Here is a 16,511-nt window from a genome sequence, read left to right on the forward strand (position 1 = left end):
AATTTTGACAAAAAAGTTGCGTCATATAGCATGTGAGCCTAGCTTGCGGCTTATTGATAAGATGCGTAATGACGCTATCCTTCTTGATATTTTAATCAATGCCTTCATGTAAAGGGCACTTTTATTTTTGGGTTTACCGACTTGGTTCAGTTATTTGGGTCAGTTGGACATTTTTTTGGAGTAGTGGGTGTCGTATCAATTTATCACGCAAGCAACCTTACCAACAGCGCATGGGTTATTTGACATTCATGTGTTTGAAGATACCGACGACACCGCACGCGATGCGCTTGGCAATCGCAAAAATGAACACGTCATGCTGACGGTTGGCTTGCCCACGGCTGATAAATCCAAAATCCCATTGGTACGCATTCATAGCGAATGTTTGACAGGGGATGCCTTTAGTTCGCTTAAATGCGACTGCGGTCCCCAGCTCAACGCCACCATGCAGATGATTCAAGCTTATGCTAAAAATGGCGGCTGCGGGGCGATTTTATATTTGCGCCAAGAAGGGCGCGGGATTGGACTGACCAATAAAATCCGTGCCTATGCGTTGCAAGACCAAGGTCATGATACGCTTGATGCCAATTTGCTGCTCGATTTACCTGCCGATGCTCGCACCTATGAAATGTGCAAGCCGATGCTTGAGCATGTCGGTGTGGATAAGGTAAAGCTGATAACCAATAACCCCAACAAAATTGACTATCTCAATGATATTGGTATTGAGGTGGTAGCGCGCGTGCCGCTGTTGGTGGGTGTCAACCCCCACAATGAAGCCTACCTCAACACCAAAAAAGCGCGTATGGGGCATATGATTGAGAATGGATTATAAAATTCACTCTCATGACATGATACAAAACCCATTGTTTATTTTTACCATAAATTAATCCCAAGCGCGCCCAGCATCATTTTTGCTCCCACAATCAGCAGCAAACCACCGAACATGCGCTTTAAGGTATTGGCAGGCAATTGGTGCGCCAATTTTGCCCCCACTTTGGCAAATAAATAACTCATCACTGAAATACACAAAAACGCAGTGATATGCACAAAGCCAATCGCCTCAGCGGGCAAGCCCTGTACGTCTTTACCAAAGAACATAAACCCGAGCGCCCCTGCAATGGCAATCGGTAAGCCACAGGCTGCTGACGTACCCACCGCTTGTTGCATGGTCAAACCAAAACGGCTCAAAAAAGGCACGGTAAAACTGCCACCGCCAATACCAAAAATCGCCGATGCTGCGCCAATCAAGCCCCCGACCCCTGTTTGCACAGCAGCGGATGGCAAGTGAGTAGTCGCAACAACTTCCGATTTTTTAGCCAGAAGCATTTTTAGCCCCATAAACAGCGCCATTCCAGCAATCAAAAACGCCAAGACCTTACCATGCAATAAATCTGCGATATAAGCACCAACAAAACTACCGACCACCAAGCCAATCGACATATTGCGCCATACATCCCAGCGCACGCCACCGCGCTTATTGTGCGATTGCATGGAGCTTATCGATGTCACCACAATCGTGGCAAGCGATGTCCCTACCGCCAAATGGGTAATGACGTCGCTTGGATAGCCATACGCTTTAAAAATCGCCATCAGCACAGGTACGATAATCAATCCGCCACCGACGCCAAACAGACCCGCACAAGTGCCAGCAAATGCCCCCGCCAGCAAAAACCACAGATACATCATTTTTTGCATTTCCTTTGATTAAAAATAGCGTTAGTATAGCAAACTTATCTTTTTGACGTTTGTAACATTGTGCCTAAGCTTATGAACCCGACCCTACGTACCCATCCTCATGAAAATTGATTCGCTTTGCCATACCCACTTAGCTAGCACCCACTCAACCAACAGCCAGCTGATTGAGTGGATGGTGCTAAGCTATCAAGAGCAGTCGCCCACCGACCATAACCGACCGCATTTTAGCCGACCCCATTTACTCACTGCCGACACCCAATCAGGCGGACGTGGTCAACATGGCAGAACATGGCAATCACCGCTAGGCAATGTTTATTTATCGCTGTATGTGCCGACGCAAGCCTATGCATTGTCGCAAAATCTTTGCTTATCTTATCGATTAGATGGTCGCTTGTCACTGTGCGTGGGCTATCAGCTCAGTCAAATCCCTATCATAGAAGCCATCAATCAAACAAGACTGGCAAAGCATTTGCCAACCATTGGCGTCAAATGGGTGAACGATGTGGGTTTTTATCAACCACAAGACAACCTACCTGACCAATTTCAAAAACTCTCGGGTATTTTGATAGAGCCTGTCAATGTCGCAGGTCACATGATAGGGGTCGTCATCGGTGTGGGGGTCAATATTGCCCATGCCCCTGTGCTGACCGAGCAAACCCAAGAAGGCTTAAACTACCAAGCGGTAAGCTTGCAAGATTTGACAGCGCAGCGCTTACAGCCCCGTGATTTTTATCAGCCTGTTAGCGATGCCATAGCTAATGCGATTGGGCAATTTAATCAGCTGCAAGCGGCTGAAGCAAGCCAGCAATTTATCCATGATTTTGCGCAAAGAGACGTATTAAAAAACAAGCATTTGCAAATTCATAACGCCTTATCTGAGCAATCAATAACAGGCATTGCAGCAGGTATCGACGCGCAAGGCTGTCTACTGATTGAGCAAGCAGATGGCAGCACACAAACGATTTGGACAGGCACCATTCAAGTTTTGGATTCAACCGTTTCATCGTTGCAGGCAAATAAACACAAATAAAACACCCCATTCAAAGGCTATTATTTATGACAAAACTTTGGCTAGATTTGGGTAATACCCGCTTAAAATATTGGCTCACGGACGATAGCGGTCAAGTGCTCGATCATGCGGCTGAGCAGCATTTGCAAGCCCCTGCTGAATTGCTCAAAGGGTTGACCTTTCGGCTTGAACGACTCAATCCTGACTTTATCGGGGTGTCATCCGTACTTGGACAAGCCGTCAATAATCACGTTGCCGAGAGCCTAGAGCGATTGCAAAAACCGTTTGAATTTGCCCAAGTCCATGCCAAGCACGCGCTGATGTCAAGCGACTATAACCCCGCCCAACTTGGCGTTGACCGCTGGCTACAAATGCTCGGTATCATCGAACCTAGCAAAAAACAATGCGTGATTGGCTGCGGCACTGCCGTTACCATTGATTTGGTCGATCAGGGTCATCACTTGGGGGGCTATATTTTTCCCAGTATCTATTTGCAGCGCGAGTCGCTATTCTCAGGAACGCGCCAGATTAGTATTATTGATGGCACTTTTGATAGTATAGATTCAGGCACCAATACCCAAGACGCGGTGCATCATGGTATTATGTTATCCATTGTTGGGGCCATCAATGAAACCATTCATCGCTACCCACAATTTGAAATCACCATGACAGGCGGTGATGCCCATACTTTTGAGCCGCACCTATCAGCCAGCGTGGAAATTCGGCAAGACTTGGTATTGGCGGGACTACAGCGTTTTTTTGCCGCCAAAAATAACACTAATAACTAGAAATAAAAACCAAAACTAAAAATTAACCGTTAAGAAAAAAAGGAAATCACCGATGAAAAAAACCATTCAAACCACAAGTATCGCCTTACTCACTACGAGCCTATTAACCGCCTGTATGACTGCGCCTACGTTGCCCGCCAAGCCAACGCCTTCAACAGTCAACCAACCCGCCAATGCCACTCGCACGGTCACGCTTGCGCTGGGTCAAAACATCTTTGTTAAAGAACACCAGCTAAATCTGACTTTTGATAAAGTGCTCAATGATAGCCGCTGTGCCACAGGCGTACAGTGTATTTGGGCAGGCAATGCCACGGTAGCGGTCACGGCTATGACAACCACCTCTCGCCCACAAACTCTCAATCTATCGATTGGGGCTTTGCGCGGTGACTTGCGTCAAACGCAGCGTTTTGCCAATATGGATATTACCTTGACTGCGCTATCATCCACGCCTGTGTCCAGTCAATCTGCTACCACCTCAACGAGCAATTTGCCTACTATCACCTTGACGATTAAGCAAATTCCTTAATTGTTATACCCCTAAAAAAGTAATAAAAAAAAAGGGGTTAATTGCCCCTTTTTTTATACCTAATCAGTGATTTAAACCGTTGCCACCATCGGGGCTTCACGTTCAACTTTTAATTTCAAAATGCGCGATGTTGAAGTTTCTAGAATGGTAAACTTATAGGCACCGATATCAATGGTTTGATTGACTTCTGGGAGATCGGTCAACTGCGAAATCAAATACCCGCCAATGGTGAACTGATCGGCATCTAGTAGCAAATCTGGATCGTCAAGCTCCAAACGTAGTTGGTGCAAGCTTGCCGTACCTTCCACAATCCAATAATCATCATAGGGGATAATTTCTAAGGTTTCATCTTCATCAGGGAACTCACCTGCAATCGCCTCTAGCACATCAAGTGGTGTCACTAGCCCTGCGACTTGACCGTATTCATCAATCACCATTGCCAAATTACCTTTGGCTTTTTTGAGCATATTGAGCAGTTTTAGATTGTCAATGCTCTCTGACACAAACACAGGCTGCTGCTTGTTAAGTAAGGGTTTAATGGCGGTTTCAATATCTGCGACATTGTTATCGAGCAAATCCAAAAAGTCTTTGGCGCGTACTACCCCGAGCACTTTATCAATGGTATCTCGGCACACAGGGAACAAGCTATGCGGCGTATCAAGCAATTGCGCGCGCATTTCTTCGCGGCTACCGTTGATATTGACCCAAGAGATATCATTGCGCGGCGTCATGATGGTATGTACATCGCGCTCATTTAGTGCCAGTACACCACTAATCATATAACGCTCTTCTTGCGCAAAGGGCATACTATCAAAATCAAAATGTTCTGAATTATTCTCTGGGGTAACCGCTTCTTCGGTTTTACCACCCATTAAACGTAAAATCGCATCCGCGGTACGGTCACGAATTGGAATTTGATTTTCATATTTGGTTTTATTGCGTTTGGCTACTTGGTTAAACGCTTCAATTAAAATTGAGAACGCAATCGCCGCATACAAGTAACCTTTTGGCATATGAAAGCCTAGTCCTTCAACAATCAAGCTAAAGCCAATCATCAGTAGGAAACTTAAGCATAAAATCACTACCGTCGGATGACGACCGACAAACTCCGTGAGCGCTTTAGAGGCAGCCACCATCAATGCCATGGCAATGATCACTGCCGCCATCATGATTTCAAGGTGTTTTGCCATGCCTACAGCGGTAATCACCGCATCAAACGAGAATACCGCATCTAAAATCACAATCTGTGCAACAACCGCGATAAACCCTGCTTGCACTTTGCTTTGGTTGGTATGCTCAGGTTTTCCTTCCAGCCGCTCATGCAGCTCAGTGGTTGCTTTAAACAGCAAGAACACCCCGCCTACCAATAAAATAATGTCGCGAACCGATAAATCAAAATTTCCCAAGGTGACAACAGGATCGGTTAAGGTAATGAGCCATGACATAATCGACAATAAGAACAGCCGCATGACCAATGCCAAGCCAAGACCTAAATTTCGGGCTTTAGCGCGCTGATGCGGCGGGAGTTTATTGGCTAAAATGGCAATAAAGACAAGATTATCAATACCTAAAACAATCTCAAGAATGACAAGCGTCGCAAGGCTTAGCCACGCGGACGGGTCAGATAGTAGTTCTAACATAGTGGGTCAGTTATTCTCTTATTATGAGGGGCAAAAAATCAACAAACAGCAAAAACGAAAAATCAGCCGTTACCTTAGCAAATCATAGCAAAAAATCAATGATAATTTGTGTCTGCTTTTGTAGATGGCACGCCAATTGTGCCAATACACCACTTTACCTGTAACCTTACATAGCTACTGCATCCACTGACATTGCAGAAAAATATACTGATCAGTCATTTCATTTGATTCACAAATTCTTGATTTAGGTTAAATTAATCCATAGGACAGCGAAACTTCATTATGACTTTACAAGGATAAGTATATGTCAAATCATCGCTTTATGCGCCGTGCCGCCAAAGGATTGCTTTTTTCTTCCATCGCATTTTCTGCGTCTTCTTATGCCTCAAGCTATTACAACTGTGCCAATGCCACTGGCTGTGTCGCAGTCCCCTCCCTCACCGCCACCTCAGATTATGCAAAAACCAAATACCCTATCGTACTTGCTCATGGGCTTGGGGGCTGGAGCAAAATGTTTGGTTTGGTCGATTATTTTAATGGCATTCCTCAAGATCTCACCAAAAATGGCGCCAGTGTGTATGTGACCAAGACATCAAGTGTCAATGACACCGAAGTACGCGGTGAGCAGCTACTGCAACAAGTCAAAACCATCATTGCCATCACCGGCAGCCCGAAGGTTAACTTAATCGGTCATAGCCATGGTGGGATTGATATTCGCTATGTGGCGGGGGTTGCGCCATCGCTAGTCTCATCTGTGACGGCGATTTCCAGCCCTGAGCAAGGCTCAAAAATGGCGGATTGGACGGTCAAAATGGTGACTGAAGGCAGCGCGGCTGATGGCTTACCCGCTGGCGAATTTAATACCGCCTCTTTAATGGCAATCAAGTTTTTTGAATTGGTGGGCGGTGTGATGGACATCGGATCTGGCGTGCCGCTCAATCAACTACAGCAGCAAGATGGCTGGGCAGCCGTCAATGCACTCACCACCAATTATGCAGCCAAATTTAACCAAAAATTCCCTGCAGCCATGCCGACCAGTTATTGTGGATACCCAAAAAACACGGTGGTCAATAATGTACGTTACTACTCATTTAGTGGCGCCCAAACTATGACCATGCTTGTCGATCCGTCTGATGCAGTGTTGGGGTTGACGGGTTTATCATTCAATGGCGAAGCGAATGATGGTCTTGTCTCACCCTGTTCAAGTCGTCTCGGCGAAGTGATTCGTGATAACTATAAAATGAACCACATGGATTCAGTGAATCAGGTATTTGGCATTGTCAGTTTGCTAGATACCAATCCATTGACTGTCTATCGCAACCAAGTCAATCGCTTAAAAGGTCAATCGTTGTAAGCTTATGCCTATGGTTCCTTCAAATAACCCTGACACAAACCAACGACCGATAACCTGGCTAATAATCGTATTAGCCAGTGGCATCATCGCATTATTGATAGCTTGCATACTCTGGTTAAAACCTAAGGACGCTGTCAAAACAGCCAATAATTTACAGCATGATGCTGCTAGTACGATGCCATCTGGTGTAATGCCCTCCAATCAAACCATCACGCTCGCCAATGCATCCTCCGTCAGCGCGAACGCTAACGCCTCACCCACATCGCTGCCCAAATCACTACAAGGCACCCAAGTCGATGGCGAAATTATTATCGATGAAAACAAGCAATTGGTGGTGACCGCCGGTTTGCGCCGACTGTTTGATTATTTTTTGTCAGCACAAGGGGAAGAGCCGTTAAGCCAGATTGAACAACGGGTGATTGTGTATATTCGTGAACATACGCCTGAGCCTGCCGCAAGCCAAGCGGTTAACATTTTTCAAAATTATCTAACCTATTTGACTGCTGTCAGCCAGCTAGATAAGCCTAAAGCACAGTCCAATCCCAACGTCAGCGCATTAGATTTATCTGCCATTAGGAACCAATTACGCGCAGTACAACAGCTGCAAGCCCGCTATTTTGACGCCAAAACCCGTGAAGCCTTTTTTGGGGATGAACAAGCCCTCAATGACTACAACATGACGGTCGTCGAAGCCAACCAAAACGCGCAACTGAGCAATGACCAGCGCCAAGCCATCATTGATAAGGCGCAAACTGCCTATATCGCCAGTGTTAAAGACCCAAATCTACAGACAAAGCTAACCCAGCAGCGCAATATTGACAAGTTATTAGCGCAAACGCAGCAAATGCAGCAGCAAGGGGCTACGCAAAGCCAAATCAATGCCATGCGTAGTCAATACGTCTCCCCTGAAGCGGTCAAACGGCTTGAGCAGCTTGACCAATCCGAAGCGCAATTTGCGCAGCGTGTGGCAACTTATCAGACACAGTCTAACCAAATATTGAGCAAGTTGGGTAATGTGCCGCAAGCACAGCAACAAATTGTGGCATTACAGCAGACGATGTTTACGCCTGAAGAACGGCTACGCCTCGATGTATTGACAAAGCAACGTTAACTTCCCCGTTAAAATGAGTTAAATGCCCTGTTGAATTGCCATAAGCTGTTGAATTACCACAGGCGCGTTTGAGCTTATTTTACACGGTAACGGGCTGAACGCGCGTGGGCATCCAAATTTTCTTCCACCGCCAATATATCGGCAGTTTTTGCCAGCGTTTGGCTACCTTGCTCGCTACAATAAATAATCGAAGATTTCTTTTGAAAATCATATACGCCGAGCGGTGAACTAAAGCGTGCGGTACCTGACGTTGGCAACACGTGATTAGGCCCAGCGCAATAATCGCCAATTGCTTCAGGGGTATAGCGACCCATAAAGATAGCGCCCGCATGACGGACATCTTTGACCATCGCTTCTGGGTCATCTACCGACAATTCCAAATGCTCCGGCGCAATGCGGTTAATCACCTCAATACCCTCTGCTCGGTCTTTCACCAAAATCAGCGCGCCACGGTTGGCAATCGCCGCTTTAGCAATTTCAGCTTTTGGCAAATCTGCTAAGGCTTTTTCGATTTCCTGCGCAACTTTTTTGAGTAATGGCTCAGATGGGGTGACAAAAATCGCTTGTGCGACGGTGTCATGCTCAGCTTGCGATAATAAATCCATGGCTAACCAGTCGGCTTTATCATTTGCCACACCTTCGGCATATACCAGTACTTCCGAGGGGCCTGCAATCATATCAATGCCCACTTGCCCAAACACGGCGCGTTTGGCGGCTGCCACGTATTTGTTGCCAGGTCCTGTGATTTTATCGACTTGTGGGATGGTGTTAGTACCATAAGCCAACGCTGCCACCGCTTGCGCGCCCCCAATGGTAAAGACTTTATCGACACCCGCCAAATAAGCGGCCGCCAATACCAAGGGATTTAGTTCACCATGAGGGGCAGGCACCACCATGATAATTTGCCCGACCCCTGCCACTTTGGCGGGTAACGCATTCATCAGGACGCTGGAGGGGTAACTTGCCAGCCCACCTGGCACATAAATACCCACTTTATCGAGTGGCGTAACTTGTTGTCCAAGCGTATTACCTAGCGCATCTTGATACGTCCAGCTTTCTTGCCGTTGGCGCTCGTGAAAAGATGTGACGCGCTGTGCCGCCAGTTCAAGCGCTTGCTTGATTGCAGGATTTAACCCATCAAATGCTTGTTTGAGCTTTTCTTGTGAAATTTCTAGCTCAGCAAAAGTTTTGGCAGGATGGTTGTCAAATTGTTGGGTCAGCTTTAACACCACCTCATCCCCACCCTGACGCACTTGCGCGATAATATCATCGACCGTAGCCAGTAGCGCTGGATCATTTACCGTTTCAAAAGCAAGCAGCTCTGTCAATTCCTGCGCAAAACTGGCTTGTTGGCTATTTAATAATCGCATGGTATTCCCCTAAAAATAAAAATGACTAACCCATAGCATAACAAATTTTATCATGGATGAAAGCGGCTTTTTAGCCTGCACAGCCATTCGCCAACCCATCAAAATTCGCGCATCAAAGCTAGCGCATCAAAATCGACGCATCAAAATCAGCTAAACTGAGCCAACCCGTCACCGCTTTTAGTTTTCGCCCAGTTAAAATTCACCCAGTTAAAAAAAGACGTCTTAATAACGTCTTTTTTTAATCTTCAATGTTCTAGTTTTCCATGTTTTCATCTTCCATGTTTTAATCGGCATAGCCAGCTTCAATAATGCTGTAGATTGTCGAGTGCATACACAAAGGTTTGGATTTTTGCACCATTATCAAGCGTGGCGGTTACTTCAATGCGCTGATAGGCTTCACCTTCAAACTCATCTAGCCGCGCCCAATGATTGACCAAATCATCCGACGAAAACACTAAGCCCGCTACCATGTCGCCTTGTTCATCTGGGATGACTGCAGGAAATCCGAGTGCCGAACCCCAACCGCCATCTGGCATCAAATGCCCACGAATAGTCGCAGGCTGCCAACTGCCATTGTTGATGGGTGTCATGATAGCGTGGTTGTCGCGATTGGGCGCTAGCGTGCCATACACAAAAAGATGCTGCATCATGGTGATTTTTGAACCATTACTGGCTGTTATCAGCGATGCTTTGTTTGAAGCTTTCGATGATGGGCTCAAGCAGCGCAAATTTGCGTTTATAACTGACCTGATTGACAATCAAACGCGAAGAGACTTGGCAAATCTCTTGTCGCGGCTCTAGACCATTGGCTTTTAAGGTATTACCGGTATCGACCACATCCACAATCAAATCACCCAAGCCCACCAAGGGCGCAAGTTCCATCGAACCATAGAGTTTAATCACATCCACTTGTTCACCGCGACTGGCAAAAAACGCGCGCGTCACATTGACATATTTGGTAGCAATTCGAAGACGACGACTGGGTAATTGTAGCCCCACTTTACCTGCCGTCATCAAACGGCATTTGGCAATTTGTAGGTCAAGCAATTCATATAAATTGCTTGAGCCATGCTCCATCAGCACATCTTTACCCGCCACCCCAAAATCCGCCGCCCCATGCTCCACATAGGTTGGCACGTCACTGGCGCGTAAAATCAAAATCCGCACATCAGCATGCGTGGTCGGGAAAATAAGTTTACGTGATTCTTCTGGGTCTTCAAGTAGTTCGATACCTGCCTTTTTTAGCAGGGGCAAGGTATCTTTTAAGATTCGCCCTTTGGATAACGCTAAGGTTAAGCCGTTGTAAGTGTCTGTCATGGTTTTTAGTCTATTAAAAAATAAGAATTTTCACGGTTATATTCTTCATTAGCTTGCCATTCTTAGTAAAAGAAAAGCAAGGGCTTTGCTGACTAAATCAATTTAACGATAAAAACAGCTAATTTGATATTGTGTTGCTGTTCAACTATAGCCACATTTTCTTCCTTAACTTCGTGCAATTCTAAAATGTAAGTCTTTATTTATCCTTAAACTTTAATTTTTCACTCGTTCTGGTTTAGACTCAAATTTGAAAAAAATTTCTAATTATCGGACGAAAATTCCAAAATCAAAAACTAAACTGACCGCACAGCGCGCACATAATGGCTATCGAACTTATAGGACTTCTCGATGGAGTTGTCGACACTACCATGATTGAAGTCCACTACCTTCACACTATCATCACTAGGAAAATAGGGGTTACTGTCACTAAGCGAAGACGACCAAAACAGACCATTCTTATTGTCATCTGAAAATAGTTGGTCATAGTTGACTTTATCAAATTCTGTTTTGCCAGCATGGCTGATTTGCAACATTAACGTTTTTAATTCATCAATCGTCGGTAATCGCCAATCGTTATGCCCAGCCCAACCATGACGGTTAATGGTGGTAATCCAGTTTTCGGTGTTATAGCCATTGTTCCATGTGTCGTCATGATTTCTATCACAAAATTTATCACCTGTTTGAAACCATTTTACTTGACAGACAGGAAAGGTGTCATCCGCATTCCAGTTATTGACCCACATCAATCCTGTTTCTTTATCAGTAAGGGTCGCCCATTGGGTTGCCTCAAAGAGTAATTCTTTACCGTCCAAATCTGCTTTAACAAAGCGATTGGATAACGAACTTCTATTTTGCTCAAGTGCTTCTGCTTTTACATCAACAGGCTTAATATTTTTAAAATCAAATTTTGTCATGATCCTTCTCCTAAAGATTGGTTTTTCTACAAGCTCTTACAAAAAATTTACCTGATGTTTCAGGCATAATATATGAGTATTTATCATTTTCAATTGATAAAATTTTTACATGAGTTTCATTATTTAAAATAGTATCAATTGACGTAGCTGTCCAAAACTGCATTTCAACATCTGACTGTTGGAAAATCACTTTATATTTTTCAACAGAAAATTCACCCATACTCTTAAGAAAGCTATAAAAATCATCTTCTATTGGTAATTTCCAATCATTAAACCCTGCATAATTTTGTTTATTCAAAGTATTAATATATTCTAAAGCCTCCTCTTTTGTTAATTTTGTATCAGAAACACAATTCGCAAATGTAATGTGTTGAGTTATATTAGAATTTTTTTCTTGAACAGAATACCATTCATTAGAATTAAAATCCAAGGGTTGACCATTTTTGTCAAGTTTTTTATAGCATAAGTTCATTTCATTGATGTTCATTCAGATATCCTTTCTATTTTTACACCCAAGCCGCGCAGTTTATCTTCCACATATTCATAACCACGGTCAATGTGGTAAATGCGCTCGATACAGGTCTCGCCTTGGGCTGCCACCGCTGCCATTACCAGCGACATAGACGCGCGTAAATCGGTTGCAATGACAGGCGCGGCATTGAGTTTATCGACGCCTTGAACAACAGCGGTATGGCCATCGACTTTGATATTTGCGCCCATACGTTGCAGCTCAGGGACATGCATGTAGCGATTTTCAAAAATATTTTCAATAATGGTGCTGGTACCTTCTGCAATACAGCAAACTGTCATGAGCTGGGCTTGCATATCGGTTGGGAACGCAGGGTGTGGTAATGTGCGGATATCAACCGCTTTTGGACGACCTGCCATTTTGACATTAATCCAGTCGCTGCCAACAGTAACTTGGGCGCCCATTTCTTCAAATTTTTTAAGCACGGATTGCATCAAGCTTGCTTCGGTTTTTTTGGCAGTTACTTCGCCGCCTGTCATCATGGCAAGCGCAAGATATGAGCCTGTTTCGATACGGTCAGGTACTACTGAATACTCACAGCCATTTAATTTGTCAACGCCCTCAATGGTCATATAAGCGGTGCCAATGCCTTCAATTTTTGCGCCCATTTTGACAAGCATATTAGCCAAATCAACTACTTCTGGTTCACGCGCACAATTTTCTAGGTGCGTGGTTCCTTCTGCCAATGCCGCTGCCATGATGGTATTTTCAGTACCGCCAACCGTGACCATATCAAAGGTGAAATGACAACCTTTTAGCCGACCGCTCGCGGGTGCTTTGGCTTTGACATAGCCATTTTCAACGGTGATGGTCGCTCCCATCGCTTCCAAGGCTTTTAGATGTTGGTCGACAGGGCGTGAGCCAATTGCGCAGCCACCAGGTAGCGACACTTCAGCCTGCCCAAAGCGCGCAAGCAGCGGTCCCAATACCAAAATCGATGCACGCATGGTTTTGACCAGCTCATACGGGGCATAGTAGCTATTGATGGTACTGGTATCGCAAGTCACCGTATCGCCGTTCTTTTCAATGGTGATACCCGTTCCCGCAATCAATTTGACCAAGGTATTGACGTCTTTGAGTGTCGGTACATTGTGCAGGGTGGCGGGGGTTTCTGCCAAAATCATTGCCGCAAGCAAGGGTAATGCCGCATTTTTTGCACCAGAGATGACCACTTCACCTTTGACCTGGGTGCCACCCGTGATTAAAAATTTATCCATGTGTTTCTCCTAAAAATGGCTTATTGCGCAGCTTGTTTGGCTTGCATCTCATGCCACTGGGCATAGGTCAACGCTTGGATATTGAGTGCATGGATTTCACCTGACGCAAATTTATCAGACACCAACCCCAATACGGCTTGTTGACGTGCGACAGGACGTTTACCCTCAAAGCTGTCATCCACCACGCGCACATCAAATTTGTTGCCTTGATTGGCAGCTTCGATTTTGCCACTCGGAAAATGGGGTTGTAGTAAAGTAATTAAATCTTGTGCGTTCATGGGAAATACCTAATAAAAGAGGGGTAAAATTATACTATTTTGCTGCGTAGCATAGCATAATTTTTGCTAAGTTTATACGTTATACAAAATGCTTAATTTACGCTAAAAGCGTCCTTAATCCACGTAGGCGTTGGCATGACAGCCTGCCGTGCAGCTAAAACGCCTTCATAAATTACTACATCAAAGCGAATGTCAAAGGTATCAAATTGTGGATGCGCTTGTAAAAAAGCTGCGGTGGTTTTAATGATTTTACGTTGTTTGGCGGGGGTGATACTGTCTAAACTTGTGCCAAATTGGCTGACTTTTCGTTGACGCACTTCGACAATGACGAGGCAAGGGATTTTTTGCGTCGGCTCAAGCATCACCAAATCAAGCTCGCCCAAGTTTTTGTAGTGCCAGTTTTTGGCAAAAAACGTTAAGCCTTGCGCTTCAAGGTAGTGTTTGGCGAGGGTTTCATAATAGTCGCCTTGGCGCTGTTTTGGGGCGGTGAGTTTCATTGTTGGGTTATTTTACTGTTGCAAAGGTTTTTTCTAAAGCGGCACAAGTTGGGTATTTTTGCTGTAATTTTGCCAAATAATAGGCTTGGTTGTTGTCGATAAAGCCATCCAAAATCCCTGAGTAATTTTGACCAATCCCACATCGTTGCTGTTGTCGATTCCAACTGACCGGTATCACCAACGGCTTTTGTAAAATCAGCTTGTTGTTTTGACAAGTCAGCTTTGCCACACTATCAATGCGGTAATTATGCGGTTTACCCCCATCATAATGACTGGCTAATGCCACAACGATATCGTTGGGTTTTAATGAGCTAATGGCAAAAACACCTTCAAAACGCTGCGCCGATGGCAAAATAAGCCGTTGACGCCATGTGCGAAATGCCCAGTAATAATCGGTGAATTTTAAGCCAAAACCTTGCTTAGATTGGCTTTCACGTTGCAATTCACCGCCTTTTTCGATACTGGCAATTCGTCCGACCAACACATCAGCCGGGGATGAGGGTAAACAAGCCTCTGCCGTTGAAATTAAACTTACACTTAAAATAGCAAAGCAAATTGTTTTCATGACAAATCCTTTTTTCCGCAGAAAACACCTTATAATACCACCAATATTTAGCAAAATTTGAGAAAATCATGCAGCAAAACGGCACACTCTATATCGTCGCCACCCCGATTGGCAATTTATCCGATATCACCGCCCACGCCATCGACTGCCTAAAAACCGTGGCTATCATTGCCTGTGAGGACACTCGCACCTCGGGCAAACTGCTCAACCACTTTAACATCCCCACCAAAACTTGGGCTTATCACGACCACAATGCCGAAGTACAAACCCCTAAACTGATTGAGATATTACAGTCAGGGCAAAGTATCGCGCTTATCAGTGATGCCGGTACCCCACTCATTAGCGACCCTGGGTTTCGACTGGTGCGCGCCTGTCACCAAGCCGGTATCAAAGTCTCGCCGGTTGTCGGCGCCAGTGCTGCCATAGCCGCCCTATCGGTCGCAGGATTACCTTCAGACAAGTTTTATTTTTATGGCTTTTTGCCTGCCAAAACCGCAGGACGCCAAAGCGAATTGACTAAAATCAAGGATTTAACCGCCACGCTGATTTTTTATGAAGCGCCCCATCGTATTGTTGAATGTATCGATGACATGATTACGGTGCTTGGCGACAATCGACAAGTGACGTTTTGCCGTGAGATAACCAAAACGTTTGAAACCATTTATCCATCAACGCTCGGTGAACTAAAGCAGTTTGTTGCAAGCGATGCCAATCAGCAAAAAGGAGAAATGGTACTGGTGGTCGCTGGGGCAAGTGAATTACAGAATCATGATAATCAACACGATGAATTGCTAAAACGACTATTGCAAGATTTGTCGGTGAAAAAAGCCGCACAGCTCGCCAGCGATATCACAGGAACGAAAAAAAATGCTTTGTATGAAAGGGCGTTGATGTTAAAAGACGATAGTGATTAACCATTAAAAGCTTTGAATAAGGCGTTAACACCTAACATTAATAAAATCACCAACGTCATATTTTTGAACATTTTTTGTGAGATTTTATAACGAAAATAAAACCCGATATACAAACACAGCAACGACAACAGCGTCGCCACGCCAATCACGCCCAATTCTGTCGTTGGTAGACTCACAAACCCTTGCCACAACACGATAAGCTGAGCGATTTTGCCGACCACATAGCACAGGTTACTGGCTTTAATCAGCTCGATTTTGGGGTCTAGGCTGTCTTCGGTAGCCGATAGCAAGTACATCACCAGTAGCGGCGACATGGCATTGGTCGCACCGCCGAGCACGCCTGCCACCAACCCACTGAAGATTAAACTTGGTTGATTATTGGGCAGTCGAATATTTTTGCCCGTTTGACTTGCCAAAAACTGGGTCAGCACATATCCGACAATCAATAGCCCAAGGCCGATCAGCAAATAATGCGGTGCGATGAGAAACACCAACTTTGTGCCGATCAGACTGCCCACAAAACTAGTAAACACCAATAGCCAATATTTTTTGAGGTAGTAGCCAATATTGCCACCCTCCAAAAACACCACCAAGCTAATCACTAAACATGGCACGACCGTCAGCAGCAGCACATGCGACATCGGATAAAAACTTGCCAATGCTGTGGTCGCAATCAGCGTCACGCCAATCCCTGTCAGCCCATGAAACATACTGGCGATGGCAAATATCGCGGGGATCATGAGCATCGAAAGCATAACGCCTTGCTGAACGGAAAAAATCGCCATCAGCG

At 45.1% G+C, this 16,511-nt stretch carries 19 protein-coding genes; 7 read left to right on the forward strand and 12 right to left on the reverse strand.

The genetic code is table 11. The annotated features are described in order from the left end of the window. The first annotated feature begins 187 nt into the window (after positions 1-187). Positions 188-829, forward strand: a complete 642-nt coding sequence (gene ribA / locus RT034_RS03210; RefSeq protein WP_313013618.1) for a GTP cyclohydrolase II — start codon at positions 188-190, stop codon at positions 827-829. Positions 830-870: 41 nt separating this feature from the next. Here ribA and RT034_RS03215 read toward each other — a convergent pair whose 3' ends face one another. After that, positions 871-1,683, reverse strand: a complete 813-nt coding sequence (locus RT034_RS03215) for a sulfite exporter TauE/SafE family protein (RefSeq protein WP_313014132.1) — start codon at positions 1,681-1,683, stop codon at positions 871-873. A 109-nt stretch (positions 1,684-1,792) separates the two neighbouring features. Here RT034_RS03215 and RT034_RS03220 point away from each other — a divergent pair, with 109 nt between their 5' ends. Genes RT034_RS03220 through RT034_RS03230 form a run of 3 tightly spaced genes read left to right on the forward strand, consistent with a single transcriptional unit; the run spans position 1,793 to position 4,015 of the window. Continuing rightward, positions 1,793-2,722: a biotin--[acetyl-CoA-carboxylase] ligase gene (locus RT034_RS03220; RefSeq protein WP_313013621.1), complete on the forward strand. Its 930-nt coding sequence runs from the start codon at positions 1,793-1,795 to the stop codon at positions 2,720-2,722. Positions 2,723-2,748: 26 nt separating this feature from the next. Further along, positions 2,749-3,489 carry a pantothenate kinase gene (locus RT034_RS03225; protein ID WP_313013624.1) on the forward strand — a complete coding sequence of 247 codons (741 nt, stop codon included), beginning with the start codon at positions 2,749-2,751 and terminating at the stop codon, positions 3,487-3,489. 52 nt (positions 3,490-3,541) lie between these two features. Further along, positions 3,542-4,015, forward strand: coding sequence for a hypothetical protein (locus RT034_RS03230; protein WP_313013626.1), 474 nt, complete (start codon positions 3,542-3,544; stop codon positions 4,013-4,015). Between the two features lie 71 nt (positions 4,016-4,086). On the opposite strand, the gene RT034_RS03235 is transcribed toward RT034_RS03230, so the two are convergent. Beyond that, positions 4,087-5,655, reverse strand: coding sequence for a TerC family protein (locus RT034_RS03235; protein ID WP_313013629.1), 1,569 nt, complete (start codon positions 5,653-5,655; stop codon positions 4,087-4,089). Between the two features lie 304 nt (positions 5,656-5,959). On the opposite strand from RT034_RS03235, the gene RT034_RS03240 reads away from it, so the two are divergent. Next, on the forward strand, positions 5,960-7,009 hold the full coding sequence (locus RT034_RS03240) for an esterase/lipase family protein (RefSeq protein ID WP_313013631.1): 1,050 nt from the start codon (positions 5,960-5,962) through the stop codon (positions 7,007-7,009). 10 nt (positions 7,010-7,019) lie between these two features. Next, on the forward strand, positions 7,020-8,120 hold the full coding sequence (locus tag RT034_RS03245; RefSeq protein ID WP_313013633.1) for a lipase secretion chaperone: 1,101 nt from the start codon (positions 7,020-7,022) through the stop codon (positions 8,118-8,120). 74 nt (positions 8,121-8,194) lie between these two features. Here RT034_RS03245 and hisD read toward each other — a convergent pair whose 3' ends face one another. From hisD to RT034_RS03290, 9 genes are all read right to left on the reverse strand, one after another. Further along, positions 8,195-9,490 carry a histidinol dehydrogenase gene (gene hisD / locus RT034_RS03250; RefSeq protein WP_313013636.1) on the reverse strand — a complete coding sequence of 432 codons (1,296 nt, stop codon included), beginning with the start codon at positions 9,488-9,490 and terminating at the stop codon, positions 8,195-8,197. A 302-nt stretch (positions 9,491-9,792) separates the two neighbouring features. Beyond that, the gene (locus RT034_RS03255) at positions 9,793-10,140 is read right to left on the reverse strand and encodes a gamma-glutamylcyclotransferase family protein (protein ID WP_313013640.1); all 348 of its coding nucleotides are present in this window, start codon (positions 10,138-10,140) and stop codon (positions 9,793-9,795) included. A 16-nt stretch (positions 10,141-10,156) separates the two neighbouring features. After that, entirely contained in the window at positions 10,157-10,807 is a 651-nt protein-coding gene (hisG, locus tag RT034_RS03260) for an ATP phosphoribosyltransferase (RefSeq protein ID WP_313013643.1), read from the reverse strand. A 293-nt stretch (positions 10,808-11,100) separates the two neighbouring features. After that, positions 11,101-11,721: an Lcl C-terminal domain-containing protein gene (locus tag RT034_RS03265; RefSeq protein WP_050324685.1), complete on the reverse strand. Its 621-nt coding sequence runs from the start codon at positions 11,719-11,721 to the stop codon at positions 11,101-11,103. A 10-nt stretch (positions 11,722-11,731) separates the two neighbouring features. Further along, positions 11,732-12,208, reverse strand: a complete 477-nt coding sequence (locus RT034_RS03270; protein ID WP_050324684.1) for an Lcl domain-containing protein — start codon at positions 12,206-12,208, stop codon at positions 11,732-11,734. Next, positions 12,205-13,467 (reverse strand): UDP-N-acetylglucosamine 1-carboxyvinyltransferase, encoded by a 1,263-nt coding sequence (gene murA, locus RT034_RS03275; protein ID WP_313013649.1) that lies wholly within the window; start codon positions 13,465-13,467, stop codon positions 12,205-12,207. Before murA ends, RT034_RS03270 begins: the two co-directional genes overlap by 4 nt. A 20-nt stretch (positions 13,468-13,487) precedes the next feature. Further along, positions 13,488-13,745, reverse strand: a complete 258-nt coding sequence (locus RT034_RS03280) for a BolA/IbaG family iron-sulfur metabolism protein (RefSeq protein ID WP_065263076.1) — start codon at positions 13,743-13,745, stop codon at positions 13,488-13,490. 92 nt (positions 13,746-13,837) lie between these two features. Continuing rightward, the gene (locus RT034_RS03285) at positions 13,838-14,242 is read right to left on the reverse strand and encodes a YraN family protein (RefSeq protein WP_313013653.1); all 405 of its coding nucleotides are present in this window, start codon (positions 14,240-14,242) and stop codon (positions 13,838-13,840) included. A gap of 7 nt (positions 14,243-14,249) precedes the next feature. After that, entirely contained in the window at positions 14,250-14,807 is a 558-nt protein-coding gene (locus RT034_RS03290) for a hypothetical protein (protein ID WP_203172247.1), read from the reverse strand. A gap of 68 nt (positions 14,808-14,875) precedes the next feature. Between RT034_RS03290 and rsmI the strand changes: the two genes are divergently transcribed. Further along, positions 14,876-15,721, forward strand: coding sequence for a 16S rRNA (cytidine(1402)-2'-O)-methyltransferase (rsmI, locus tag RT034_RS03295; protein WP_313013658.1), 846 nt, complete (start codon positions 14,876-14,878; stop codon positions 15,719-15,721). Here rsmI and RT034_RS03300 read toward each other — a convergent pair. Then, on the reverse strand, positions 15,718-16,467 hold the full coding sequence (locus RT034_RS03300; protein WP_313013661.1) for a TSUP family transporter: 750 nt from the start codon (positions 16,465-16,467) through the stop codon (positions 15,718-15,720). The two genes, rsmI and RT034_RS03300, sit on opposite strands and share 4 nt — an antisense overlap. Between the last annotated feature and the right edge of the window lie 44 nt (positions 16,468-16,511).

Origin of the sequence: Moraxella sp. CTOTU48841 (assembly GCF_032061225.1) — a bacterium.
In the GTDB taxonomy this organism is placed as follows: domain Bacteria; phylum Pseudomonadota; class Gammaproteobacteria; order Pseudomonadales; family Moraxellaceae; genus Faucicola; species Faucicola cinerea.